This window comes from Candidatus Kapaibacterium thiocyanatum (genome assembly GCA_001899175.1).
GTDB classification, from domain to species: domain Bacteria; phylum Bacteroidota; class Ignavibacteria; order Kapaibacteriales; family Kapaibacteriaceae; genus Kapaibacterium; species Kapaibacterium thiocyanatum.
Map to the genome: position 1 here is coordinate 124,113 of MKVH01000008.1, position 24,016 is coordinate 148,128.

Below are 24,016 nucleotides of genomic sequence, written 5' to 3' on the forward strand. Positions count from 1 at the left end.
TATCGACGAATCACGGAAGGCGTCGTCCCGGAAGGGGTGGCGCCTTCGTCGTAGAAAAGCAGGGCGATGTGTGTGCTTCCGGTATGCAGGAGGATGAGCGGTTGAGACTGGTACATGAATGAAGAGCGTGATTTTATAAAGATCTGTAGTACTTTGGAGCCGAAATACGATAGGGAATAGTATTATGCCGGATGATGTGCAGATGGAATGATGACAGTAGTATACTATGCCTGTGTTGCAGGAGTGCAAATGCTGACCGATGACGAGATAGAACGCATGCTCTATATCGGGAAAAAGATAGACGGAGACTTCCTTTGCATATCCTCCGTATGAATGCCGTGCCGAACATGGCGCACAGGAGATCGTCCCGAACCGTCGAAGGGGATGATGGAAATACCTATTGTGTCAAGCTTCGGCAGAATGCGGAGAATGTTTTCGATTTCTCGGTGATTCTGGTCGTCAGTATCGCAGGAAAAGATGTCATACTGCGTCGCTATAACGGTAGATCACATGAGCATCGGAATCAGATAGAGCAGGACAAGTTCTATGACTATCATATACATACCGCTACAAGGCGATATTTCGAACGCGGATGCAATCCAGACGGTTTCGCGGAACCTACTGACCGGTACACGACAATCGCCGAAGCAGTAGATTGCCTGCTGTCGGATTGCGGGTTCTATTATGAAGGGCCTGCAATGCCATTGTTTCCGGAGAAGGAGTGAATGAACGAGGATGCCAGCATAGAATCCGAATTGAGAGCTTCCATCAGCAGGGAAGTCGTCCTCCATCGAGAAGGTTCGAGATGGCTGGTGTTCACGCCATTCAGGTTCGATGATGGAGACAGCTTCGTGATAGCCTTGCATAAGGACCAGAACCGCTGGTACTTCAGCGACGAAGGGCATACCTTGATGCATCTGTCGTACAGAATCGATGAAGCCATGCTCCAGAAAGGGAATAGGGCCGAGATCATCAGTGGTACGCTGTCGCCGTTCGACGTGAAGAACAAGCGTGGCGTACTTGTCAAGGACGTAGAGGATGACGATTTTGGCAATGCCCTATATTCCTTCATCCAGGCAATCGTCAAGGTGTCCGATGTATCTATGCTGTCACGTGACCGTGTCAGAAGTACATTTCTGGAGGACGTGGACAATTTCCTGCGGGAAGTAGTCGGTACCGGGCTGGTAAAAGACTGGATAGACAAGAAGTATGATAGTGAAGCGAGATATCGGGTACCGTATGCGATCGAAACTGTGCGTAACCCTCTCTGGGTCTTCCCGATACAAAGTGATAGTACGGTTCAGGACGCTACCATCGTGATGCTGAAACATGAGTCCTGGGGAACGGCGTTCGAAGGAGTTGGAATATTCGAGCAGCAATCGACGATATCACGTGACCGCCTCGCCCGCTTCTCAGACGTATGTGGTAAACAGTTTTCATCTCTGGAAGGTAATCGCGATCGCATCAAGGACTACCTGCAACGCGAGATGTCGTAGTCTAAGGCTCCCTGGTTACAACACATCCACGGCATCCTTCAAGCCCGGCGCCGCTTCGTCCTTCCCACTCAGAATGGGAGTCGCTGCCTTCCACGGAATGGCGAGAACGGGGTCCAGAGCGTTGATGCAACGTTCGTTGACGGGATTGTACACATGCGTGCAGCGATAGAGTACGTCCGCCGCATCCGAGACGATGCAGAAGCCATTGGCGAAGCCCGGTGGAATCCACACGATGTGCTGGTTCTCTTCGTTGACGTCGAGCGTCACATGTTTGCCGAACGTCGGCGATGACGAGCGGACATCGAGCTCGACGAGCTGGATGGCTCCACGTACGACGCGCAGGAGCTTGCCCATGGGCTGACCGACGGTGTAGTGCAGGCCCCTGATGACGTCGCGGCGACTGTGCGAATGGTTGTCCTGGACGAAGTCCGTTGCGATGCCGAGGTCCCGTAGCTGATCTTCACGGAACGATTCGATGAACCATCCGCGGTTGTCGTCGTGACGCTGCGGTTGCAGGACGACGATACCGTCGAGATGCGTGGAGACGATGGTGAATGCCATGATATGCAGGGATTGCGATTACGGATTGATGGAGACGAGCGTTTCCGCACGTTGCGGATACGTGTTGCGCAAGCGGTCGAACGTCGCTGCCGACGGATCGGCGATCATACCGTGTACGAAGCGGGCCGTGTCCTCGACGAGCGGACGGTTGACGCGAAGATGGTCGCGCAGGGCTTCCGTATCGGTGTCCACGATGACCGACGGCTTGGGGATGACGGCATCCACCGCTTCGAGGAAGATGTCGGTGGGCAGATCCTTCCAGCGCAACCATGCTTCGCCGATCATGCGCGCACCGTTGTACTTGCCGTTCAGCGTATGTCCCGCCACGTGGGGCGTAGCGACGAGCGTATGGGGAAGCAATGCGGTGTCGATCGACGGCTCGTTCGCGAAGACGTCGAGCACGAGGGCCCTCCGCGTACGCAGGACGTCGTCGAGTAGTGCCGCCTCGTCGATGATGCCGCCTCGTGCCGCGTTGATGACCAGCGCCTCGTCACGAAGCTTGCGCAATCGTGCGGCATCGATGAGTCCGGCGGTCGGATAAGGGACGTCGACGACGAGCGGTGTATGGACGGTCAATACGTCGACGATGGTCAACAGCTCGTCGAGTTCCATGTGCGGTGCGGGCATCGCGATACCGGCATCACGCAAGGGAGGATCGTTCACCACGACGTCCATGCCGAGAGCACGGGCATGGTCCACGATCCTGCGGCCGACATTGCCGCATCCGACGATGCCGATCGTCCTGCCTTCCAGCAACGTCGACCATTCCAGCATCGCCGCGACGACGTATTCGGCGACGGCCGCCGCATTGCTGCCGGGCGCGCTCGCGACGGCGATGGAATGCGTCGAGAGCCAGGAAAGATCCATGTGATCCATGCCGGCCGTGGCCGTGGCTATGAAGCCGACATTCGTGCCGTCGAGCAACGTGCGGCCGACCTTCGTCGTCGACCGCACGAGCAGGGTATCGGCATCGCAGTCGATGATGTCGTCACGACGCAGATGTCTTCCCTCGACGATGCGGACGTCGTCGTAAGGCGACAGCAGGTCGGCCAGAAGAGGGATGTTCGCATCGATGATGATCACGGGCTGCTACGTATGGAAGTCGAACATGTCATTCGCGGATCAGAAGGCGCGAGGCGACGCGATGTCCGGCTCGTGCCGTGACAATATATGTTCCAGCCGTTACGGTCGGGCCATCCGACGTTCCGTTCCATGTCATGATATGCGGCATCGACGCCGACTGGACTATTGAAGACCAGACGATACGGCCGAACATATCCGTAACGGAAAGCTCGACGTCTCCGGTCCATCCTCGAAGCATGATGGATGTACGACTCGTGGATGGATTGGGTGCGATGGCCAGTTCGGGCGCGAAGGTCCCGTCCGCATCCGCGACGGACGTAATCAGCGACGTTCCCTGAAGCACGACGACCGGTGTGAAGTACGACGTCGTGATCGGCGTGAGCTCGGCGACGATCGTCTCCAGGTTCGTGCCCGCTTCGTACGGATAGAATTCGACGGGAACCGTGACCTTCTCACCGACGGCAACCGTGACGGGATCGACATGCTGGACGCGGAAGCTTTCCGCACCGTCACCGCCGATCATGACGCCCTGGAGCGTGATCGTATCGTTGCCGACGTTCGTGAAGGTGACGGATGCATCGACCATGCTGCCGTCGAACGTCGGGAAGACGACGGCGTCGTGATCGGGAACGAGCTTGCCGCTGACGGTGAGTCCGCGCAGCGGATGTTTGACGGCACCGATGGATGCGTGGCCGATCTCGATGTGCAGGATGTCGTCGATGGGACCTTCTTTCGACGGACGGTACTGCGTCTCGACATAGAAGCTGCGGCCGGGTTCGATGGAGAATGGAATGCGCGAGGACACGCCGTTGAAGCTTTCACCGAAGTAGTAGGTGTAGGCACTCGTGATGTTGAGAGGGGCGTCGCCCGTGTTGCGGATGTAGGTACGGAAGATGTAGGCATCACCGACGAGGCATCGCACGACGGTCGTGTCGTCGTCGATGGTCAGTTCGGGCTTCGCATCGTCCGCAACGGGAATCAGCTCGTAGATGCAGTCATCGTAGGGACGGATCTCTTCGGGAACGGGTCCGCCATCGCGATTGCTCGTCGCGATGAAGATGCGTCCCGATGGTGTGACGCAGACGTCGCGCAGGCGGCCGTAACGAATGGGGAACCAGTGCTTCACGTTCACGATGGAATCGTGCGTTGCGTTCAGCTTGAGTTGCGTCATCGACATGGCCTTGAGACTCGTCACGAGCAGCGAGTTCCCCAACGCCGTATAGGGCCCGTCGGAATAGTAACTCATGCCGGACAGGGCGAGGGTGGAAGGCCCGGTCGTCCAGAACGGTTCCCGTGTGTCGTGTTCGGCCCTGTAGGCCTTCTCGTCATCCGTATCCGCCGGACCGACGACGTCGGGCCAGCCGTAATTGCGTCCCTTGACGAGGATGTTCACTTCGTCATCGGTGTCCGGTCCGTGTTCGGCGCTGAGCAAGGTGCCGTCGGGAAGGAAGACGAGGCCTTGCTGGTTGCGGTGTCCCATCGTCCACATGTACGAGCCCGGATACGGATTGTCGTCGGGAATCGAACCATCGAGATTCATGCGCAGCGTCTTGCCGTAGATGGACGAGGGATCCTGGACGAGTTCGGTATGGGGCAGTTCGCCGTTGGTGATGTAGAGCTTGCGATCGGGGCCGATCTTCATGCGTCCGCCCTGATGCCAGGCCCATCCTTCCTCCTGACGGAATATCTCGACAGGGTCGACGAGGGCCGTGCCATCGTACGTATAGCGGAAGTAGGCCTTGTAGATCGAGCCTTCGGGACCGTTGGCGATATAACCCGTGAAGACATAGGGAGAATCGGGGAAGTCGGGATGGAGGGCCAGGCCGAGCAGGCCGCCTTCCATGATCTGGTGCATCCGTTCGTGAACGTCGAGGAGTTCCTGACGTTCGCCCGTTTCGGGGTCGATGCGGCTGATGTAGCCCTTGCGCTCGGAAGCCCAGAGATGATTGTCCGGTCCCCACGTCACTTCCCATACGACGCGGAGACTGTCGGAAACCCGGCGTACGGTGAAGTCCTGTTGTGCCTGAAGTTGCTGCATGCCGAACAGGATGCAGCAGACGGAAAGAAAACGACGAACTGTCATGACCAAACCTCGATCGATCAACAAAAAAGCGGCATCTGCCGCTTCACGATCGAAAGGGCAGATGGTTAGATGACGAGATGGATACCATCGAGGGTCCAGCGTTGCCGTACCAGAACGGTAGCAGGCAACCGGATCCAGCGCTCCGATGGAGTGTATGGATCGGAAGTCCCATGATCGAACCGCCCATTACGGTTCGTATCGATGATCACGTCCAGTGAATATGTCCCGGCCGGGAGACTGTCGGCCACCCATGTCTCTCCACTACGGACCTCGAGGGTCCGGACGACTGCGCCGCGGTCGTCGATGAACCGTAGAAGATACGGCCCACCGACCAAAGATGTATCCCTGAAGGTTCCATTCACCGTTCCCGGGTCGGTCCGGTCGGACGTCCTGAAGGTGCGGACGATGGTCGTATCCGGCATGCCGACGCCCGTCAGCGACTGCAATCCCGATAACGAGATCCGCGCATCGTACTGTGACGATGCCTTGAGCGATTGGCTCATCTTCAGGACGAGCGTACGGTCGTTCTTCCACTCGGCGGACAACGGAACGGTATCCGTTCCTCCCGTTATCGTACCACGTACGGAAACCGTCGTACGGTTGACGAAGTCGCTGAATTCGATTTCGAATGGCGTCGATGACGTGATGTTGCGCGCACTGTCCCTGACGGAAACGGCGATCAGTCGAAGGGAGGTCGTGTCGTCGAGTGCAGGCACGTTCACGTCGTGGGACAGCGTCGTATCGGACAACGCATTGCCCGTCGTATCGCGGACGGTCGTCGTATCGAAGTGGACCTTGTGGTTGCCGGGAATCATCGATTCCGTCGTCAGAACGACGAAGCGGTCCTTCGCACCCGGTGCCTGTACCATCGCCATGACCGGAGTCGTGTGATCGAGCGTATCGGTGACGCCGATCGACATGGCATCCTGCGCGGGAACGACCGGTTCACTGAACTGTACAAGGAGCCGGCGCGACGACAGTGCGCGTACCCGCGTGATGTAGGGACGGAGGACGTCGATCGGAGGTCCCATCCGGACAGCGATAGGCGTGCTGCGTCCGTCGCGCACGGTGACGTCCGCGCGTGCCATGCCGAACTCTTCGTTGGGATCGAGCAGGCCATTGCGATTGACGTCGCGTACCGCCATGACGCGATAGGTTCCGTCGGCGAGACCATTGACGGTGAAGGCCCCAGACGTCCCGACCGGCAGGCGATACTTCGGCTGCCGGTTGCGCGGAGTGAAGGCCGACGTCAGCGTATCCGCACCCTGATAGCAGAAGATCGTGATGTTGTCCATCGACGTTGCCGTGACGGATCCCGAAACCGTACCGGTATCGATACTGCTGCCGGTGGAGAAGACGAGGGAATATGCTTCCGCGGGTTTGTTGCCACGGGTATCGGTATAGTCCGAACCGATCGTGACCGTATAGGTCGTGTTCGGCGTCAGCGGTTCCGTGAAGGTCACGTCGACTTCATCGCCCGAATAGGACGAGTTGAAGGTTGCCGTCGGCTGTACCGAAATGGCATTGCGGACGGTTGGCTGGACGTAGGTCGAGAAGCGGATGGTGATGCCGTCGCCCGTGAAGTTGCGCGTGCGCTGGGGTGGAGACGTCGTATCGACCGACGGCGGCGTCTTGTCCTGTGGACCACCGGACGGAGCGATACGTACGGCACATGCCGTCAGGAACAATGACAGCGACAGGAGAACTATGTTCGACACGACACGAACGTACATCATCATCCCGCAAAACTACGCCGCAGGCAGTCGACTGCTATCTTTGTGCCTGTGACCAATCCAATACCACCACGGATCCGCGCCTGGCTGCACGAGGCGTGGAGCACCATCTACGAGTTCGGCGAGATCACGGACCGCCGGCACATCTTTCTGCTGGCAAGCGGTATCGCCTACAATCAGTTGCTGTGTCTGATCCCGCTCGTCCTGCTCGTGATCTCCATCATCAGCGGCTTCATCGACGAGCAGGCCACGAAGGAATCCGTACGGAACTTCCTGGTCGGCATCATGCCCAACGTCAAGACCACGGATGCGATCTCGGCCGTGTTGCTCGAACTCGGCACGGTATTCAGCTATAGTACGATCGCCGGCTGGATTGCCGGTGTGGCTCTGCTGTGGACGGCCTCGGCGTTGTTCAGTTCCATGCGTACGGGACTGAATGCGATCTTCCACATCCCGACGCCGAAGTTCTTCGTGCTCTACAGGCTGAAGGACATGCTGCTGACGATCATCACGGCCATCCTCGTCATGGTGACGACGCTCGTGACACCGCTCGTGTCCCTGATCGGAAACTACGGTACGAGCATGCTGCCCGACAGCCTCAGTGGTGTCGTCTCCGGTATCACGGCCCAGATCATCAGCATGGCCACGGCCATCCTGCTGTTCTTCGTGCTATACAGATTCATGCCCAACAAGAAGCTTCCCTGGCCCATCATCCTGATCAGTACGCTGTCCGCCTTCGTCCTGTGGGAAGTGGCCCGTGCCTTCTTCTCCTGGTACATGAATACGGCCACGAACTTCAGCAGGTTCTACGGTGGGTACGTGGCCTTCGCCTCGCTGGCGCTCTGGCTCTACTATCTTTCGCTCGTCTTTCTCATCTCGGCCGAGATCGGGCAATTCGTCTACATCAAGCGCACGCAGCACCGTCCGCCCGACGTGTGATCAGAAGCGCAGCAGGCTGTTCCACTTGAGATAGAGCTCCCATGTGGCACGGACGTCGCGCAGGCAGTAGTCGGCAATCTCGGTGAGGCGTCGTTGCGCGAAGAGATCACTCACCATGGAGCCGTCCACACCTTCGGCCTTCGGCGAGACGATGCCGAAGGACTTGGCGAAGAAATCGAAGTTGAAACGCCGGGTGGCGCCGCTGGCCTGACCGTTGAAGTAGGTGAGGCGGTCGAGCAGATCGATATGGGCACTGTAGCTGAAACGCGTACCGTCCATGAGATTGCGGGCTGGGCGTATGCCGAGGACGGCGCTTCGCAGCATGAGCCAGGGGGCGTCGAAGCCGCGGCCGTTGAACGAGACGAGGGTGATGCCCTTGTACTGCGTGAGGAGCTTCCAGAAGTTCTCGATCATGACGCGCTCGGAGCTGTAGTGGCAGGCCGCACCGGACGGGAGCGTGTCCGTGCGGACACCGTCTTCGTCCGTCATGGAATCGTCGACCATGTAGGCTACGGAACGACCGTTCCATTCGTCGCCGGAGGCCTTCATGAGCTGCATGCCGATGCAGACGATGCGTCCCGTCATCGGTGATAGGGCGAACTCGCCGATCTTCTTTTCACGTTCCTCGTCCGTCACGGTATTCCGCAACAGGTATTCCTGTTGCGCATCGTCGAAGTGATCGAGCGGAAGGCCGACGGTTTCGAGGTCGAAGACGAGGAATTGTTCTTCCATGACATCACTTCGTGAGGATGATGAATTCGGTGCGGCGATTGAGGGCACGGCCTTCGTCCGTGTCGTTCGATGCGATAGGTACGGCGTCGCCGAAGCCTTTCGCACTGACGCGTTTGCCGTCGACGCCGGCACGCACGATGGCTTCACGTACGGCCTGGGCCCTGCGTTCGGACAACGTTGCGTTGTAGGTGCTGTCCGACGTACGGTTCATGTTGTCCGTGTGACCTCTCACCTCGATCGTCATCGTTGGGAATGCCTTCAGCATGGTGACGACGTTGTCGATGGCAGCCTTCGACTCCTTGGTGAGCGTCGACTTGTTGAAGTCGAAGAAGACGTTCAGCAGTGTGATGGATCCGACGTCCGGTGTGTTGTCGTAGGCGAACTCCGTCGCCAGGCTGTCTTTCGGGAAGCAGAACGACATCTTGACGGTATGCAGGCCATATTCCTGTGGTGTGTACTCGACGACGTAGGCGTTCTTCAGACGACGGTAGACATCCTCGAACATCGGTTCGAATTCCGATGTCCGGTAGATGTGATGGTAGGACCCACCGGTGGCGCGGGCGATACCTTCCATGTAGCCTTCGTTGATACCTTCGCCGAAGTCGACGGCGCAGACGGCCACATGGCTGTTCCTGGCATAGCGGATGAGGGAGTCGCGTGTGATCTTCGACGAATTCTCCTGGCCGTCCGTGAAGACGATGACGGCCTTGCGTACATATCCGTTCGCGGAGGCGTTGAGGTGGTCGATGGCTCCGGCGACGCCCGAATGGATGGCGGTGCCTCCCCCGAATCCTTCCAGGCCGTTCTTCGCGAGCAGTCCCTTCAGTGCCGTGCCATCCTTCGAGAGCGGTGCCTCGACCTGGATACGGTGGTCATAGCGGACGAGACTGATGCCGTCTTCGGCGGCCTTCCTGTCGAGGAACGCCGCTGCGGCCTCCTGCACGGATCTCGCTCTGGCGTCGCCCATCGATCCGCTATGGTCGGTGACGAGGGCCACGGCGATCGGTTCGTGATCACGTTCCGACACTTCGCGGACGGTGAACTTCTTCACGTCGCGTTTCGTATCGCCGACGGTTTCGGTGATCCTGCACCACATGTTCTTGAAGGCTCCCTGTGACGCGCCCTGGAAGTAGGTTCCCGTGGAGTCCACGATATGCATGTACATGCGGACCTTGCCGGCGTCGCCGATGTCGACGCGGCCCGGCGAAATGGCCATGGATTGCGTCTTTTTCTGGGGCATCGGCGCCACGTTCCGTACGAAGACGGGAGCATATCCGGGTGGTGGCGTTGCGTCGGCCGTGGCCGGCGGTTCCTGATAGGTGGCACAGCCCGATGCAAGGATGGCGAGTACGCCGATCGCGCCCCCTAATGTCCTCTTCGTCCGTTTCATGATGATCCCTCTGTTCCCGTAACACCGCCATGAAATAACAACGCCGGTCGATGACCGGCGCAAATATACATGGCATCAGAGCGGCCGCATGGAATCGGTCGATTATCAGTGGACTACGGTGATGGGCGCGCGGAAGACGTCCTTGTCCGTGGTGAGGATGACATGATACGATCCGGCGGCCAGGCCGTTCACCGGCAGCGTGAGCGTGGACGTTCGGCTCGGCATCACGGAACGTACGATCGATCCCTGGGCATCGTAGATGTCCACGCCGATGACCGTTGAGATGATGTCGCCCTGGATCGTGACGATGCCGGTTGCAGGATTGGGCCCGACGCGGACGCCGGACGCTTCGCCGATCTCACGGACGGAGGTCGCGTTACCGATGACGAACGTCACGGTGTACTGCAGGCTGTCGCCGGGATTGCCGTTGTTGAACAGCGTATAGGTGATCGTGCTCGTGCCTTCGATGCCGCCGGGCGAAAGCTGGGCTTTCAGATCGGTCGTGCCGTCCGGCAGGACGTCGAAGCCGTCGCGGTCGGCCGGGTTGTCGTCCGGAAACACGAAGTAGCACAGGTCGCCGAAGCAGATGCTGACGTTATGTCCATCGACGACGCGGGAGAGATCGGCCCGGAAATTGACGGGAACCGTACCTGAGCCGACATTACGCAATTGAGCGTGGGTGGTAGCCGTCCCTCCACCAGGCGTAGCCTTCACGGGTTGTGGATCCTGGGAATCGAGCTTCAGCGACTGGGCCGAGGCATCGACGCCGAAGGCGAGCATGAGGGCAGCGGCCAACGCAAGTGTCTGATTTTTCATATTTTTTCGCTCCTCAGAGTAGTATGTCATACGAACCTACAAAACGACGGACGTCGTGCCAAGCGGGTGTACAGACCCGACTTTCGGGCGTCTGTTACACCGGAAGCACCATGCGCCTTCATTTTCTTCTCGTGGCGGTTCTCGTCCTCCTCGGCGCCGCCAGCATGTCGGCACAGGACTCGACGCAATCCTCTCTCCCCGCCGTCAAGATCCGTAACGCCGCCGGCGAGCTGGTCAATACCGCCGACCTGTCGAAGAGCGACGCTCCGGTGGTGATCAGTTTCTGGGCCACGTGGTGCAAGCCCTGCATCCAGGAGCTGAATACCTATCATGGACTGTACGAACAATGGCGCAAGGACCTCGGCGTGACCGTCGTGGCCGTGTCCATCGACGATAGCCGCAATGCGCAGAAAGTTCCTGCCTTCATCAAGGGCCGGGGCTGGGATTTCAACGTCCTGCTCGACGTGAACGGCGACTTCAAGCGCGCAATGAACGTAAACAACGTGCCGCACACCTTCCTGGTAAAGAACGGTAAGATCGTCTGGCAACATAGTGCCTATGCGGCTGGCGACGAGGAAGACCTCGAACGCGAGATCAAGAAGCTCCTCGGTCGTCCTACAGAAGGCTGATTTTCATGACCATACCAACACCTCTTGCCATCGGCGTCCTGTGCACGCTGATAGCCCCCTTCGCTATCGTATCGGCATCTGCGCAATTCGACGATCTCGGCAAGATCACGGGCAGCGTCCAGCTCGACGCCCAGACGTATTCCAAGGATACGCTCATCGGTGCCCCCGAAGTTCCCGAGAAGATCCTCTCGAACGCCTTCGTGAACCTGCTCTACACACGTGGCAAGTTCACGGCCGGTCTGCGCTTCGAATCGTATCAGAATCCTCTTCTGGGTATCGATCCTCGCTATGCGTCGACGGGAGCAGGAACCGGTATCGGTATTCCGTACCGCTTCTTCACCTACAGCGACACGCACTTCGAGATCACGGGCGGGAACTTCTACGAGCAGTTCGGTAGCGGTATGATCCTGCGGACCTACGAAGAACGGAACCTCGGCTTCGACAATTCCATCGACGGCGTGCGCGCACGCTTCATGCCCATCGATGGTATCAAGCTGACCGGCTTCATCGGACGCCAGCGTTCCTTCTTCGATCTGAGCGAAGGGATCATGCGGGGAGCCGATCTGAGCCTCGATATCAACTCCATCGACGAGAACCTGTTGCCCAGGGACATGCAGGTACAGCTCGGCGGAAGCATGGTGAGCCGCTTCCAGCCCGACCTCGACGACTTCCTCAAGCTGCCCGAGAACGTGATGGCATGGAGTACGAGAGCACGCCTGGGATATCAGGATGTGAACCTCGACATGGAGTACGCCCACAAGATCAACGATCCGAGCGCCGCGAACGGCCAGTCCTTCAATACCGGTAACGCCATCTATGCCAACCTGTCCTATGCCCGTCAGGGCCTCGGCGTGAACCTGGCGGCGAAGCGTATCGACAACATGGACTTCCGCAGCGACCGCACGGCCACCGGCAACGTCCAGACCGTCAACTACCTCCCCGCGCTCACGAAGCAGCATACGTGGCGCCTCATCACGCTCTATCCCTATGCCACCCAGCCGACGGGCGAGTTCGCCGTCCAGGCCGACGTGACGTTCACGATTCCCAAGGGATCGTTCCTCGGTGACGACGAAACGACGGTCTCCCTCAACTACTCCGAAGTCCGTGCCCTCGATACGACCTGGACGACGGACCTGCGCTACGATGCGAAGTTCATGTGGAGCGATCGCAAGTATTATCAGGATGCCAATATCGAGATCCAGCGGAAATGGGGGCGGAAGTTCAAAACGACCTTCTCCTTCATCCACCTGAAGTACGACCAGGACATCATCGAACGCCGTGCCGCTCCTACCGAAAAGAAGTACGGTCTGATCACGGCCGACTTCGCCGTCCTCGAACTCTGGTGGCAGACGGCCCGCGGCCAGAGCCTCCGCACGGAATTCCAGTACATGAAGGTCACGCACGAAGCCGGTGCCCAGCTCGCACTGCAGAACGGTGACTGGGCCATGGCACTCTTCGAATACACCGTGTCGCCGTCATGGTTCTTCACGGTCTTCGACGAATACAACTTCGGCAACAACGACGAAGCCTTGCGCGTCCACTATCCCAATGCCACGGTTGCCTACGTGAAGGATGCCCTTCGCCTGCAGGCCGGCTACGGACGTGTCCGCGGCGGTATCCTCTGCGTGGGCGGTATCTGCCGTCCCGTTCCTGCGTCCAACGGCTTCACGCTGGGCCTGACCTATACGTTTTGATCCCGGCCGACGGTAACACGGTATCCCGAATCGTGTCGTTGTCGGTGATCCGAATGGAGAACCATCATGATGAAACGTATCCGACTCCCTCTTCTCGCGCTTGCGGTGGCCACCCTCGTGGGTGCCTGCGACGTCATCGACGCTCCGTATCGTGAAACGCCGGTCAATCCCGGCGGCGGCGATTCCATCAAGCAGAATATCCTGCTCGAGGACTACACCGGTCACACGTGTGGAAACTGTCCGGAAGCCGCCACCATCGCCAAGCAGCTCGAGACGACGTACGGTGCGGATCGTGTCGTCATCGTCGCCGTTCATGCCGGTCCGTTCGCCTATCCGGAACTGCCGGACTATCCCATGGATTTCCAGACGCCGGACGCGACGCAGCTCGACAATACCTTCCGTATCAGCCGCGCGGGCAATCCCAACGGTATGGTGAATCGCACCGCGCGTAACGGCAAGGTGATCCTCGGCAAGGACCAGTGGTCCACGGTGGTGGCGGGACTTCTCGGTAACAAGCCTGCCGTCGATCTCGATATCTCGCACACCTACAATGCAGCTACGAGGGCCATCGATATCACGGCGAAGGTCAAGTATCTCGTCGCAGGTACGAGCGACTACCAGATCGTGGCATTGCTTACGGAAAGCAAGATCATCTCGGATCAGAAGGATTATCGCGTCAATCCGTCGCACGTTCCCGACTACGAATTCGAACACGTCATGCGTTCGTCCATGAACGGAACGTGGGGCGAAGTTCTCAGTGCCCAGCCCGTGGCCGCCGGACAGACCATACAGAAGACGATCTCCTATACCATTCCTGCGGACAAGACGTGGAAGCCGGAGAACTGCTCGGTCGTCGTCTACGTCCATCGTCACAACACGACGAAGGAAGTGCTTCAGGTGAAGCAGACCAAGCTGATCAAGTGAACGGGGCCGTTGGGGCCCCTGCGCGTGATGTGAAGATCAGTACCCTATCCTGATCTCGAAGGAACCGTAAAGGAACGATCCCGGTGCATTGCCGCCGTTGCGGTTTTCGTAGCCGATGCGCAGATCGGTGAAGATGTTCGAATACCACTCCGCGGAGAACCAGAGTCGTACACGACGGCTATAGCTCACGTTGCCGCGAAGGAAACGATTGCCCTGGAGGAAGTCTCCGTCGCCGCGGAAGACGTCGCCACCGACGTTGCCGATCGGCGTCATCACACCCGATCCGGGGAATCGCGGATCCTCTCCCATGACGATGTGCCCCGTGCTGTCCAGCAGGTTCTCGCCGTGTCTCGTGAAGTCCAGATCGATGCGCAGGAATGTCCGTGGCGTGAACCACTGCCGTACCTGCAGCGCGAGCCTGTCGCTGTTCGGCTGCATGTCGTAGCCGACGGGAGCGCCGAGGTGCGTATAGGACGCGTTCATGCTGCGGTGCGAGAACGTGAAGGGCGTGATCCGCGCATACTCCATGCTGACGAGGGTCGGGGCGTCCATGACGTGCCACGGCAGAAGTTGGGACATGCCGAGCTGGAAGGCGAACTTGTTGTTGTTGCCCGCCTGCGACGTATCCGACAGCGATGAATACGACAGATCGTCGACCATCAGCGAACCGTAGATCATCGAACCGCTCGCCGGACGTACGGCGAGGTCGAGGCCGATGATCGAATTGTCGTTGCGGCTCCGTTCGTCGGTGCCGAGGCCGGCACTGACGAAGAAGGCGAGGGGATTCAGATAGGAGAGGTCGAGCCCTCGGCCCCAGTACGTGATCATGTCGCTGACGGCGACGCTCATCCACGGCCAGGGATCGACGGCGATGCGGTGAGTGGCGATGTACTTGCCCGGCACTGCGCGGCCCGACGTGTCCACACCTTCCACCAGCGAATGCGTCGACGTGAAGCGGACACTCTTGTAGGGGACGTCGATGAGGAGTCCGTCCATCGGTGCGGCTTGCAGCGAGTGGACGTAGTTGTCGATGGGGCTGAAGCCGAACTGGACGGGTTCACGTCCGTAGCGGATGCGCAGGTAGTCGTTCTGGTACTGCACGTATCCGATGTAGCGATCGAAGAACTTCTGCTCTTCTACCTGGAACTTGAACGTGCGGCCGAGCACGGGATCGGTTCTGGCGATCATCTGCGGTGTGCCCGAGAGGCGTGCACCGTTGGACAGGTCGAGGAAGAATCCGAAATGTTCGTCGAAGGAGCCTGCAAAGCGCATCGCGGGCCGCCCCAGCAGGAAGGAGCCGTCGGTCGTGCCGTCATCATAGAATCCCGGACGCAGCATCAGCGATGCGTCGGCCGTGAAGCGCAGCGTACCGTCGAAGCTCCTGAGCAGACGTATCCTGCCGTCGGCATCGTCGAAGAACTTCATGCCGTCCGTCGTGTCGGCCGTAGAAAGCCATGGATGGTAGTAGGCGCGGACATATCGCGCGAAGGCGTCGTCGGTGGCGCGCGAGGACCGTTCGATGGACTGCATCGTCTGCGGCCATACGGCCGCACTGCCGAGGGAAGCGTCGCCGCGGATGGCCCGCAGCAACTGCATGTCGTAGGACACCACTTCGGCATTGACATCGGCGCTCTGCGCCCACACCGGTACGGAGGCGATGCAGCACATCGCCATCATCGCCGCGAAACGACGCATCATTTTTTCACCACGAAGGGCTTGCAGCTGCAGATGGTGTGGACCGCGTTGACGTCCTTGCCGGCTTCGGCTTCCGTATCGTATTCGCCGACGAGGATCACGTAGCGCTTCTTGTTCTTGAACGTGGATTCGGCAAGACGCGCCTTCATACGCTTCTTGCGGAACGATTCCACCAGCTTCGTGGCCTGCGTCTTGTCCGTATAGGAACCCGTCTGGATCGAATACTTCGTCGCAGCGGATTCGGGCGTCTTCTCGATGGCGGGTGTGGACGGGGCCTGTGCCGGGGTCTCGGACTTCTTCACCGTGGACGTGCGTTCTGCGGCGAGCGGCAGGCCCACCGTCATCCGTACCACATCGGCGGCGATGGGAAGCAGGTCGGACTGTCCGTGCTGGTCACGCATGATGGCCAGCGACTTCCGCGCCTTGTCGGTGTTGTTCTTGACGGACGAATAGACGATGATGCGGAGCAGGGCATCGTCGGCCCACTCGCTCTTGGGATAGGCTTCCACGATGCGCTCGAGGAGTGGCATGGCGCGGGCGGGATCCTCGACGAGCGAAGCGTGGAGGAACATCACGCCGGGATCGTTGGGATGGTCGATCAGGAGATCGGGCAGGGCCTTCTTGGCGTCCGCCGTCCAGCCGTTGGCGATCTGCTGGATGAAGGGGCGTACGTTGGGAGCCTGCGCAAGGAGAGGCAGGCCGGCAACGAACAGCAGAAGAAGAAAGAGGGGTTTGATGGAACGTTGCATGCTGCGGGGTGGGATCATGGATCGAGAGTACCTCGGAAATTACGGAAACGGGCCTATTTTGGCGGTCGACATTCCATCACTATGAAGGCAATTACCGGCACATGTACCGCACGTCACAGGAACCGTTCCGCGTTGTCGTTGCGGCAGGAGGTACCGGCGGACATATCTTTCCGGCTGTAGCGGTGGTGGAGCAATTGCAGGTGCTTACGAACGGACGATGCTCCGCATTGTTCCTTGGTAGCGACGACCGCATGGAGACCACGCTGATTCCGGGATTGGGATTTCCCTTCGTTCCGATGCCGATCAGAGGCTACCGGGGAATCCTGAGTCCGTCCGTCCTGACCCTGCCCTTCAAGATTCTCCGGTCCGTACGCATCGCGCGGGAAGCGATCAAACGCCATCGGGCACAAGCCGTGATATGCACCGGTGCCTACATCAGCTATCCGGCCGGTCTGGCCGCGCTGCGTGAGAACGTGCCGCTCTTCGTCCTCGAATCGAATCTCAATCCGGGCAAGACGAATGCCCGGCTCGCTCCACGGGCCACGGCAGTGGTCCTGGCCTTCGAAGAAAGCAGGGCCTTCTATCCGGAAGACCTGCAGGAACGACTGCACGTCTTCGGCAATCCCGTCCGTACGCAGATCGATCCGTCCATCGATCCCGCGACGGCACGGCACAAGCTCGGGCTGAATCCCGATCGGCCGGTCGTCTTCGTCTTCGGTGGCAGCCTCGGTGCACGGAGCATCAACATGGCCGTCGATGCCGCACTGCCGATGCTGGCCACGTCGCCATATCAGGTGCTGTGGCAGACGGGCAAGGTCTTCGAACCCGGCGGAACGATTCCACCGAACGTCGTCGTGAAACCGTTCATCGACGATATGGGCCTGGCCTATGCGGCCGCCGATCTCGTCGTCTCGAGAAGCGGGGCCACGACGATCTCGGAACTGGGTATCCTCGGCAAGCCGTCGATCCTGGTGCCGCTGCCTTCGGCGTCGACGAACGAACAGATGCACAACGCCCGTGTCGTCGAACAGCACGGCGGAGCGCTCGTGATCAGGGATGCCGATGTGGCGCCGACGCTGGTGACATCCATCGACGGTGTAATGCGCGATGCCGAACGACGTCATCGCATGGGCGAGGCAGTACGGCAACTGGGCCGACCCAATGCGGCGGCCGATACTGCACGGCTGGTGTTGCAGCTCTGCAATGCCTTGAATACCGGAGACGAGCAATGACCGATACCCTTCAACCGGTCCATCTGCCGGCCGAATTCAGATATAGACTGGACTTCTACTGGCAGTCGATGGCCGTCTATGCAGTGACGCTCATCGTCTATATCGTCGTGCGCGCCCTGTGGGAAAGCACGCTGCAGTCCGGTCTCGTCAACGTCGTCCTCACGGATCCCGTCGTCGTCCTGCTCGGTTCCTTCGTTCTGATATCGACGGTCGGTCTGATCGTCAATGCCGTCGCCCGCCGTACGATCATCGTCACGGACGAAGGAATCACGTTCACGAGCAGATTCCACGAACGCACGTTCGTGAGGGCGGAGATCGAACGTCTGGCCGTCGGTCGTGACGTTCGCATCCGGGTGCGTGGCGTGTTCTCCGTCGTGAAGATCCGCATCGTCGGTCGCCGTAGACTCATCCGCATACGCCCCGCTCTGTACGACAACGAACATGCCCTCGTCTCGGCGCTGCTGGGCTTCCGCAAACACGGTCTGGCCCGCAAGGCATGATCGGAGACATGATCATGCGCAACATCCTGCGTGTTCTCACGACGGCCGTGGTCATGATGCTGTCGACCGTCGCCGCGCAGGCTACCGTTACCGATTCGTCAGCCCTGCGACGGGATACCATCCTGTCGACCGTCGACATCGTACGGGGATATCTCGTCCGCAGCATCGACCAGCTCTACGACAATGCGGGATCGCTGGACACGATTTCACTCCTCGTCAATATCCATCCCGACCAGTACTTCATCCGCAGCATCGCACTGGATCGTGCCGGACGACGTAACGTCGTCGTCGCCGAATCGGGCGATACGTCGGGAAACAGACTCGTCATCGTTCCTCACGACGTTTCCACGATCTACCGTGCCACCGACGAACGGGATACGGTGGAACGTATCATCACCGTCGACGTCGGCGGTATGACGGTCGTCGATGGCGTCGAGCGCACGCTTCCGCAACGGACGTTCCGCGACGTCACGCGGATGTCGCGCGAAGAAGCGAGCAGGACGGAATCGACGCAGCATCGATCGACGCACGGAACGATGCCCGCACGGCCTACGTCGCTGTGGAGCGATATCGTCGAACCCGTCGTCTTCGTGGCGGCGGCAGTCGTCACCGTCGTCCTCTTGTTCACCGTCCGCTCACAGTAACGAGGGCATCATGTTCACGATGCTGGTGGCCAGGCATGCGAAGTCGAGCTGGGACTATCCCGAACTGTCCGACTTCGAACGTCCTCTCAGCGCACGTGGCCGGAGAGATGCTCCTCTGATGGCCGCCATTCTCCGTGACGGACCGGAGCGTCCCGACGTCATCGTCACGAGCAGCGCCGTGCGTGCCGTCACCACGGCCCGTGTGATGGCGCAGTTGCTCGACCTTCCGATGCACGACATGATCATCTCCAATGCGCTCTACGATGCCACGGCCGACGAGCTGATCACGTTGGTGCGGGAGATCGACGATGCCTTCCGCTGCGCGATGGTCGTGGGGCACAACCCTGCGTTAACGCAGTTCGTGAACATCGTCGGCGATACGGAACTGGAGAACGTGCCCACGTGCGGCGTCGTCACGCTCGCCTTCCCGTCGTTGCGAAGCTGGCGAGACATCGGTGTGAGAACCGGGAACGTCCGTTCGTTCGATTATCCACGTAAATACTACCGGGAATGATGAAGAGGGAAAGAACGATCCGGCATATGGCGATCATCGTCTGCGTCATGATGTCGTCTGCGACGATGGCGTCGGCCCAGCCTGCCATCCTCGATCTCGTCTGGCCCGGTGAGGAGTTCCGGGATATCGTCGTCGAGCTGTATTCGCCGATCGGCAGGACGGTGCCGTTGCAGGTGAAGCCGTCGCAGGACAGACGCCGCGTCGTCGTCGAAGTGCCGTCGCAGGAACTCACGCTCGTCCGTGCGTCGTTGCGTTCCAGACAGGTCGGAGTCGACATCGTCATGGTCGGACACGATACGACGAGCGTCCGCATCAACACGCTATGGCGCAAGGCCGTCTATCAGGACACGTCGATGCAGAAGGCCTACGACGACTATCTCAAGGTGAGAGACATCTATTCCGGATCGATTTCCTCGCCAACGAAGAAGCATGGCGTCTCTTCCATCCTGAAGCGGATCGACGACAGTCTGAGGGTGCTTTCCATCGATCTGCAATGGCGTCAGGCCGCCGCTCCACGTCAGGTACGTCCGCTCTACACGTGGATCGCCTACGATCTCCACTGCTATCGTTCGCAGATGGTCGCGACACTGGCAGTGCGGGAATGGAAGGCGCGCAAGATCGCCGTTCCTGCCGACGTCGTTTCCGGCGTCATGAATCGCCTCCGTACGGCCGTCGCATGCAATGCCGACGGGTGGCAGGACTTCTCCTACATGCCGTACATGTCGAGGATCCGTTGCATCGAACTCCTGAACGACGTCGAGCACGGATCGAAGAATGAGAAGGTCGATGCGGACAGGATCGTCGCCGATGTCCGGCGCGTCATCGGCGATACGACGAAGCACGTCTTCGTTCGGACGATCCTTGCCGTGAACCTGCTGGACAGTCTCGCGACGGTACTGCCGAAATCGGAAGAGAACGGAACGATGGTGGATGGCTTCTACCGTACCATCGGAACGCAGCTCGGAGATATGCGCGTAGATGGGCTGCTGCAGGAGAGGAAGAAGAGGTTGTACGGGAGGTAGGCTCCGTGCGATATATGCGGTCACGAGGCGTCGTATGGGCTGCATGCAACTGTAATAGTGCGGCAATCTTATTATTGGCGTCTGCTATCTTTGTAACAGTTAGCTAATCGTGTAAATGCTTTATCTAAGGATATGTTATGCCAAGCGTGAAAATCCAGCCATACTATATTACTGTCAAGAGAGCGAGCTCAAGAAAGGAAAAGGCTTCATTGCCAACAGAATCGATGGAGTATAGTCTTGTATCTGCCCTCAAAAAAATCAGTATAGACTGGTATGGCAGTGATCATATTTATGAGCATCCTATTCAAAATCGAGACCAATACATATACTTCAAGGAAACAAATACAATCCAAGAGTACGCTCATGAGTTCATTGCCAACTGTGCTGAGCATACGAACGCAGCACCTGTACATGATCTCAAGACTAAGGAAAAAACACATACAATTTCACCGGAAGAGGCGGCTTTTCCTCATAGCTATTTTCAAGTGAGACATAAACAGAATTCAACTAAAGCACTCCTTTGTGCGCTGAAAATTGGACGTGTTTCACACCGCGAAGTATTCTGGAAATGCCTTAGCGAAACATTTAAGCACTTGTATCCCGGATACGTCCTGTCCTATGCCGCAGTCTTAAATGCAGATGTCGCAAAACAGTATGTCGAGAACGGAGCCTTGAACGAGATAGAGATTATTGGTCATCATCTTCCTGCCAGTGTTGAGAAAGTCATGCAGCCTTATCTCCAAGGAGTATCCAAGGATTATTCATACAAACTAAAAGTCATCCCACATAGTGTGGAGAAAAGATTTAAGAACGCTGCTAATCAACGAGTTAGCAAATTTTTTGATGGCGGAATGAGTCCTAGTGAGATATTCAGCTTTACTGATCCGTACCACGATGTTTCTGTTGAGGTTGTGATAGGCGGGCGAAAAAAGCGAATTGTTGTATCAAAGGCAGGTTTTAAAGGAATTGATATGCTTATAGAGACTACTGATTACGATCATGAGACAGGATTGCCAGCTATATCGGAGCTGCGAAATGCATGTAACGATATCGCGGATGAGTACTTCAGATAATGGAGGATGGTATGTTGGTACGTCTAAGCCCATGGGTCATTATCAAAGACCATGTCAATACATTTCGTCGATTTGATAGTGAGCGATTTGATTGGCCCCAACTCATACTCTTCTTCATTCTTCCAGTGATTGTTGGATTCCTAACAGCATGCTGGAAGTCAGATATTGCAGTAAGCATTAATAGTGCCCTGATTAATGTCAGCGCTATTTTTATTGCACTACTTCTAAATCTTCAAGTATTAGTAACCTCCTCAATTGACCGCTGCATGGATCAACGCGACAAGCTCAAGTCCCATCCGCACTTCAATCTAATGACAAAGGAAGGCATGTTCAACAAGGATATACTGGCGGTAATGGCCTACTTGCTTGAATGTACATTCTTCAATGTTTCGTTCGCCATTCTAACGGCAGTTATTCTTATTGTAGTATCATTCATGGCCAATATCGAGGCGCCATACGAGTGGATATTGTCGGTGACCAGTGGTGCCATTGTTTGCCTCAGCATGGTTTTCGTTATGACATTGCTGATGATACTACAACGAGTTCATCGTTACACTGCTGTTAATACGACAGTAAGTAACACATGGGTTATGCGAAAGCGTGACGAACTTGATCGGAAACTCAAGATGGGAGAGCACGGGGAAGGGAGAGTTCCTAAAGAAGAAATAGAATAGGTGGTAAGCATCCTGTCAAAGAGAAAAGGGTGCCCTCTCGCGAGAACACCCTTTATCATTCTTGTCTTGTGCTATGCGACGCCTTACCAGAGATGCTGGACGCCGTTGCGTTCTTCGAGCAGTTCCTGATAGGTGGCGTCCATACGCGTGCGTGAGAAGTCGGACACGCTCAGTCCCTGGACGATCGTGTACTGGCCGTTGACGCACGTGACGGGATAGCCGTAGATCACGCCTTCGGGGATGCCGTAGGAACCGTCGCTGGGTACGCCCATCGTCGTCCAGTCGCCGGCCGGCGTGCCGAGCACCCAGTCGCGAATGTGTTCGATGGCGGCGTTGGCGGCCGAGGCGGCGGACGAGAAGCCGCGCGCTTCGATGATGGCTGCGCCACGCTTCTGGACGGTGGGGATGAAGTTGTCCGTCAGCCACGCTTCGTCGTTGATCGTCGGCCATACATCGGCGCCGTTGGCCTTCACCTGGAAGATGTCCGGATACTGCGTTGCCGAGTGGTTGCCCCAGATCGTGAGGTGCGTGAGATCCGTCGTATGCTTGCCCGTCTTGCCGGCGATCTGCGACAGGGCGCGGTTGTGGTCCAGGCGCATCAGGGCCGTGATGTTGCGCGGATCGAGATCCGGAGCGCTCTTCTGCGTGATCAGGGCGTTGGTGTTGGCGGGGTTACCGACGACGACGACCTTGACGTTGCGGTTGGCGACGGCGTTGAGGGCCTTGCCCTGTACCGTGAAGATCTGTGCGTTGGCTTCGAGCAGGTCCTTGCGCTCCATGCCCTTCGAGCGGGGGCGTGCACCGACGAGCAAGGCGTAGTCGGCATCCTTGAAGGCGACCATCGGATCGTCGGACTGGACGATGCCGTGCAGAAGGGGGAAGGCGCAGTCCTCGAGCTCCATGGCCACGCCCTTGAGCGCATTCAGCGCAGGCGTCAGCTCGAGCAACTGGAGGATAACGGGCTGGTCCTTGCCCAGCATTTCACCGCTTGCGATGCGGAACAACAGACTATAACCGATCTGGCCGGCGGCGCCGGTAACGGCAACACGAACAGGGGATTTGGACATGGTAGTGCGTCGGGTTATGGGTTGTTGATGTAGCTGCCCGATGCTCGCATGATCGGGCGGCCGGTCCTATTTCTTCTTCTCAGGGCAAAAAAAAACGCCTCTATGCAGAGGCGTTGTAGTTGCGACGTTGTGGCATTAGTTGACGCTCGGGTAGACGGAGACCTTGAGGCGGGTCCTGTCCTTCCGTTCGAACTTCACTTCGCCATCGATGAGCGAGTAGATCGTGTAGTCCTTGCCGAGGCCGACGTTATTGCCGGGATGGACGTTGGTGCCACGCTGGCGGATGATGATGTTGCCGGCAACGACTTGTTGACCGCCGAACTTCTTCACGCCAAGGCGTTGGGCATTGGAGTCGCGGCCGTTCTTGGTAGAGCCGCCCCCTTTTTTGTGTGCCATGACAGTTCCTTGTTAAACGTTAATGTCCGTGATCGTGATGCTCGTGAAGTGCTGGCGGTGGCCATTCAGCTTCTGATAGCCCTTGCGGCGCTTCTTGTGGAACACGAGAACCTTGTCTCCCTTTCCGTGAGCCTTGACCGTAGCCTTCACCGAACCCTTGAGGTACGGAGCGCCAACGTTCACCTTGCCGTTGTCGGAAGCGAGAAGGATGTTGGTAAATTCAAGCGTGTCGCCGACATTACCGTCCAGCAACGGCACGGTAAGCGTCTGCTTCGGAGCGACGGCAAATTGCTGGCCGGCGATTTCTACGACTGCGTACATAGCTTTTATCAGGCTGTGTTCGAAAAAAGGACCCGCAATATACCGTATC

At 58.3% G+C, this 24,016-nt stretch carries 25 protein-coding genes; 13 read left to right on the forward strand and 12 right to left on the reverse strand.

The annotated features are described in order from the left end of the window. The first annotated feature begins 329 nt into the window (after positions 1 to 329). Together BGO89_08325 and BGO89_08330 are read left to right on the forward strand one after the other, a co-directional pair. A complete protein-coding gene (locus BGO89_08325) occupies positions 330 to 725 on the forward strand; it encodes a hypothetical protein (GenBank protein OJX59986.1) in 396 nt (131 codons plus the stop codon). Beyond that, positions 726 to 1,496 (forward strand): hypothetical protein, encoded by a 771-nt coding sequence (locus BGO89_08330; protein OJX59987.1) that lies wholly within the window; start codon positions 726 to 728, stop codon positions 1,494 to 1,496. A 15-nt stretch (positions 1,497 to 1,511) separates the two neighbouring features. Here the strand turns inward: BGO89_08330 and BGO89_08335 are convergent, their stop codons facing one another. From BGO89_08335 to BGO89_08350, 4 genes are all read right to left on the reverse strand, one after another. Beyond that, positions 1,512 to 2,057 (reverse strand): dTDP-4-dehydrorhamnose 3,5-epimerase, encoded by a 546-nt coding sequence (locus BGO89_08335; GenBank protein OJX59988.1) that lies wholly within the window; start codon positions 2,055 to 2,057, stop codon positions 1,512 to 1,514. Between the two features lie 18 nt (positions 2,058 to 2,075). Further along, a complete protein-coding gene (locus tag BGO89_08340) occupies positions 2,076 to 3,140 on the reverse strand; it encodes a hypothetical protein (protein OJX59989.1) in 1,065 nt (354 codons plus the stop codon). 28 nt (positions 3,141 to 3,168) lie between these two features. Next, positions 3,169 to 5,178 (reverse strand): hypothetical protein, encoded by a 2,010-nt coding sequence (locus tag BGO89_08345; protein OJX59990.1) that lies wholly within the window; start codon positions 5,176 to 5,178, stop codon positions 3,169 to 3,171. A 110-nt stretch (positions 5,179 to 5,288) separates the two neighbouring features. After that, positions 5,289 to 6,962 (reverse strand): hypothetical protein, encoded by a 1,674-nt coding sequence (locus BGO89_08350; protein OJX59991.1) that lies wholly within the window; start codon positions 6,960 to 6,962, stop codon positions 5,289 to 5,291. Positions 6,963 to 7,007: 45 nt separating this feature from the next. On the opposite strand from BGO89_08350, the gene BGO89_08355 reads away from it, so the two are divergent. Further along, on the forward strand, positions 7,008 to 7,895 hold the full coding sequence (locus BGO89_08355) for a hypothetical protein (GenBank protein ID OJX59992.1): 888 nt from the start codon (positions 7,008 to 7,010) through the stop codon (positions 7,893 to 7,895). On the opposite strand, the gene BGO89_08360 is transcribed toward BGO89_08355, so the two are convergent. The 3 genes from BGO89_08360 to BGO89_08370 all read right to left on the reverse strand — a co-directional run bounded on the left by BGO89_08360 (position 7,896) and on the right by BGO89_08370 (position 10,833). Continuing rightward, positions 7,896 to 8,627 (reverse strand): hypothetical protein, encoded by a 732-nt coding sequence (locus BGO89_08360; GenBank protein ID OJX59993.1) that lies wholly within the window; start codon positions 8,625 to 8,627, stop codon positions 7,896 to 7,898. A 4-nt stretch (positions 8,628 to 8,631) separates the two neighbouring features. Next, positions 8,632 to 10,017, reverse strand: coding sequence for a hypothetical protein (locus BGO89_08365; protein OJX59994.1), 1,386 nt, complete (start codon positions 10,015 to 10,017; stop codon positions 8,632 to 8,634). A gap of 105 nt (positions 10,018 to 10,122) precedes the next feature. Continuing rightward, the gene (locus BGO89_08370; GenBank protein OJX59995.1) at positions 10,123 to 10,833 is read right to left on the reverse strand and encodes a hypothetical protein; all 711 of its coding nucleotides are present in this window, start codon (positions 10,831 to 10,833) and stop codon (positions 10,123 to 10,125) included. Between the two features lie 164 nt (positions 10,834 to 10,997). Here BGO89_08370 and BGO89_08375 point away from each other — a divergent pair, with 164 nt between their 5' ends. From BGO89_08375 to BGO89_08385, 3 genes are all read left to right on the forward strand, one after another. Further along, complete coding sequence (locus BGO89_08375; GenBank protein ID OJX60046.1) at positions 10,998 to 11,462, forward strand: hypothetical protein; 465 nt, start codon at positions 10,998 to 11,000, stop codon at positions 11,460 to 11,462. A 5-nt stretch (positions 11,463 to 11,467) separates the two neighbouring features. Beyond that, the gene (locus tag BGO89_08380) at positions 11,468 to 13,156 is read left to right on the forward strand and encodes a hypothetical protein (protein ID OJX59996.1); all 1,689 of its coding nucleotides are present in this window, start codon (positions 11,468 to 11,470) and stop codon (positions 13,154 to 13,156) included. Positions 13,157 to 13,222: 66 nt separating this feature from the next. Further along, positions 13,223 to 14,080, forward strand: a complete 858-nt coding sequence (locus tag BGO89_08385; protein ID OJX59997.1) for a hypothetical protein — start codon at positions 13,223 to 13,225, stop codon at positions 14,078 to 14,080. Between the two features lie 36 nt (positions 14,081 to 14,116). On the opposite strand, the gene BGO89_08390 is transcribed toward BGO89_08385, so the two are convergent. Together BGO89_08390 and BGO89_08395 are read right to left on the reverse strand one after the other, a co-directional pair. Beyond that, on the reverse strand, positions 14,117 to 15,778 hold the full coding sequence (locus tag BGO89_08390; GenBank protein OJX59998.1) for a hypothetical protein: 1,662 nt from the start codon (positions 15,776 to 15,778) through the stop codon (positions 14,117 to 14,119). After that, entirely contained in the window at positions 15,775 to 16,524 is a 750-nt protein-coding gene (locus BGO89_08395) for a hypothetical protein (protein OJX59999.1), read from the reverse strand. The genes BGO89_08390 and BGO89_08395 overlap by 4 nt, the downstream gene beginning before the upstream one ends. 101 nt (positions 16,525 to 16,625) lie before the next feature. Between BGO89_08395 and BGO89_08400 the strand changes: the two genes are divergently transcribed. From BGO89_08400 to BGO89_08430, 7 genes are all read left to right on the forward strand, one after another. Next, positions 16,626 to 17,756, forward strand: coding sequence for an undecaprenyldiphospho-muramoylpentapeptide beta-N-acetylglucosaminyltransferase (locus BGO89_08400; protein OJX60000.1), 1,131 nt, complete (start codon positions 16,626 to 16,628; stop codon positions 17,754 to 17,756). Then, positions 17,753 to 18,256 carry a hypothetical protein gene (locus BGO89_08405; GenBank protein OJX60001.1) on the forward strand — a complete coding sequence of 168 codons (504 nt, stop codon included), beginning with the start codon at positions 17,753 to 17,755 and terminating at the stop codon, positions 18,254 to 18,256. Before BGO89_08400 ends, BGO89_08405 begins: the two co-directional genes overlap by 4 nt. Then, a complete protein-coding gene (locus BGO89_08410; protein ID OJX60002.1) occupies positions 18,253 to 18,900 on the forward strand; it encodes a hypothetical protein in 648 nt (215 codons plus the stop codon). The genes BGO89_08405 and BGO89_08410 overlap by 4 nt, the downstream gene beginning before the upstream one ends. Positions 18,901 to 18,910: 10 nt before the next feature. Beyond that, a complete protein-coding gene (locus tag BGO89_08415; GenBank protein OJX60003.1) occupies positions 18,911 to 19,414 on the forward strand; it encodes a hypothetical protein in 504 nt (167 codons plus the stop codon). Then, on the forward strand, positions 19,411 to 20,436 hold the full coding sequence (locus BGO89_08420; GenBank protein ID OJX60004.1) for a hypothetical protein: 1,026 nt from the start codon (positions 19,411 to 19,413) through the stop codon (positions 20,434 to 20,436). Before BGO89_08415 ends, BGO89_08420 begins: the two co-directional genes overlap by 4 nt. A gap of 224 nt (positions 20,437 to 20,660) precedes the next feature. Next, on the forward strand, positions 20,661 to 21,509 hold the full coding sequence (locus BGO89_08425; GenBank protein ID OJX60005.1) for a hypothetical protein: 849 nt from the start codon (positions 20,661 to 20,663) through the stop codon (positions 21,507 to 21,509). Continuing rightward, positions 21,509 to 22,183 carry a hypothetical protein gene (locus BGO89_08430; protein ID OJX60006.1) on the forward strand — a complete coding sequence of 225 codons (675 nt, stop codon included), beginning with the start codon at positions 21,509 to 21,511 and terminating at the stop codon, positions 22,181 to 22,183. The genes BGO89_08425 and BGO89_08430 overlap by 1 nt, the downstream gene beginning before the upstream one ends. An 83-nt stretch (positions 22,184 to 22,266) precedes the next feature. On the opposite strand, the gene BGO89_08435 is transcribed toward BGO89_08430, so the two are convergent. From BGO89_08435 to BGO89_08445, 3 genes are all read right to left on the reverse strand, one after another. Further along, positions 22,267 to 23,250: a malate dehydrogenase gene (locus BGO89_08435; GenBank protein OJX60007.1), complete on the reverse strand. Its 984-nt coding sequence runs from the start codon at positions 23,248 to 23,250 to the stop codon at positions 22,267 to 22,269. A 135-nt stretch (positions 23,251 to 23,385) separates the two neighbouring features. Beyond that, positions 23,386 to 23,646 (reverse strand): 50S ribosomal protein L27, encoded by a 261-nt coding sequence (locus BGO89_08440; GenBank protein ID OJX60008.1) that lies wholly within the window; start codon positions 23,644 to 23,646, stop codon positions 23,386 to 23,388. A gap of 12 nt (positions 23,647 to 23,658) precedes the next feature. Beyond that, complete coding sequence (locus BGO89_08445) at positions 23,659 to 23,967, reverse strand: 50S ribosomal protein L21 (GenBank protein ID OJX60009.1); 309 nt, start codon at positions 23,965 to 23,967, stop codon at positions 23,659 to 23,661. Positions 23,968 to 24,016 lie beyond the last annotated feature (49 nt).

What these genes read in the sequence shown, in the direction of transcription:
- BGO89_08325 (OJX59986.1), top strand. Translation starts at nt 330, where the DNA reads ATGAATGCCGTGCCGAACATGGCGCACAGGAGATCGTCCCGAACCGTC.
- BGO89_08330 (OJX59987.1), top strand. Translation starts at nt 726, where the DNA reads ATGAACGAGGATGCCAGCATAGAATCCGAATTGAGAGCTTCCATCAGC.
- BGO89_08335 (OJX59988.1), bottom strand. Translation starts at nt 2,057, where the DNA reads ATGGCATTCACCATCGTCTCCACGCATCTCGACGGTATCGTCGTCCTG.
- BGO89_08345 (OJX59990.1), bottom strand. Translation starts at nt 5,178, where the DNA reads ATGCAGCAACTTCAGGCACAACAGGACTTCACCGTACGCCGGGTTTCC.
- BGO89_08350 (OJX59991.1), bottom strand. Translation starts at nt 6,962, where the DNA reads ATGATGATGTACGTTCGTGTCGTGTCGAACATAGTTCTCCTGTCGCTG.
- BGO89_08360 (OJX59993.1), bottom strand. Translation starts at nt 8,627, where the DNA reads ATGGAAGAACAATTCCTCGTCTTCGACCTCGAAACCGTCGGCCTTCCG.
- BGO89_08365 (OJX59994.1), bottom strand. Translation starts at nt 10,017, where the DNA reads ATGAAACGGACGAAGAGGACATTAGGGGGCGCGATCGGCGTACTCGCC.
- BGO89_08370 (OJX59995.1), bottom strand. Translation starts at nt 10,833, where the DNA reads ATGAAAAATCAGACACTTGCGTTGGCCGCTGCCCTCATGCTCGCCTTC.
- BGO89_08375 (OJX60046.1), top strand. Translation starts at nt 10,998, where the DNA reads ATGTCGGCACAGGACTCGACGCAATCCTCTCTCCCCGCCGTCAAGATC.
- BGO89_08380 (OJX59996.1), top strand. Translation starts at nt 11,468, where the DNA reads ATGACCATACCAACACCTCTTGCCATCGGCGTCCTGTGCACGCTGATA.
- BGO89_08385 (OJX59997.1), top strand. Translation starts at nt 13,223, where the DNA reads ATGATGAAACGTATCCGACTCCCTCTTCTCGCGCTTGCGGTGGCCACC.
- BGO89_08390 (OJX59998.1), bottom strand. Translation starts at nt 15,778, where the DNA reads ATGATGCGTCGTTTCGCGGCGATGATGGCGATGTGCTGCATCGCCTCC.
- BGO89_08395 (OJX59999.1), bottom strand. Translation starts at nt 16,524, where the DNA reads ATGCAACGTTCCATCAAACCCCTCTTTCTTCTTCTGCTGTTCGTTGCC.
- BGO89_08400 (OJX60000.1), top strand. Translation starts at nt 16,626, where the DNA reads ATGTACCGCACGTCACAGGAACCGTTCCGCGTTGTCGTTGCGGCAGGA.
- BGO89_08405 (OJX60001.1), top strand. Translation starts at nt 17,753, where the DNA reads ATGACCGATACCCTTCAACCGGTCCATCTGCCGGCCGAATTCAGATAT.
- BGO89_08410 (OJX60002.1), top strand. Translation starts at nt 18,253, where the DNA reads ATGATCGGAGACATGATCATGCGCAACATCCTGCGTGTTCTCACGACG.
- BGO89_08415 (OJX60003.1), top strand. Translation starts at nt 18,911, where the DNA reads ATGTTCACGATGCTGGTGGCCAGGCATGCGAAGTCGAGCTGGGACTAT.
- BGO89_08420 (OJX60004.1), top strand. Translation starts at nt 19,411, where the DNA reads ATGATGAAGAGGGAAAGAACGATCCGGCATATGGCGATCATCGTCTGC.
- BGO89_08425 (OJX60005.1), top strand. Translation starts at nt 20,661, where the DNA reads ATGGAGTATAGTCTTGTATCTGCCCTCAAAAAAATCAGTATAGACTGG.
- BGO89_08430 (OJX60006.1), top strand. Translation starts at nt 21,509, where the DNA reads ATGGAGGATGGTATGTTGGTACGTCTAAGCCCATGGGTCATTATCAAA.
- BGO89_08435 (OJX60007.1), bottom strand. Translation starts at nt 23,250, where the DNA reads ATGTCCAAATCCCCTGTTCGTGTTGCCGTTACCGGCGCCGCCGGCCAG.
- BGO89_08440 (OJX60008.1), bottom strand. Translation starts at nt 23,646, where the DNA reads ATGGCACACAAAAAAGGGGGCGGCTCTACCAAGAACGGCCGCGACTCC.
- BGO89_08445 (OJX60009.1), bottom strand. Translation starts at nt 23,967, where the DNA reads ATGTACGCAGTCGTAGAAATCGCCGGCCAGCAATTTGCCGTCGCTCCG.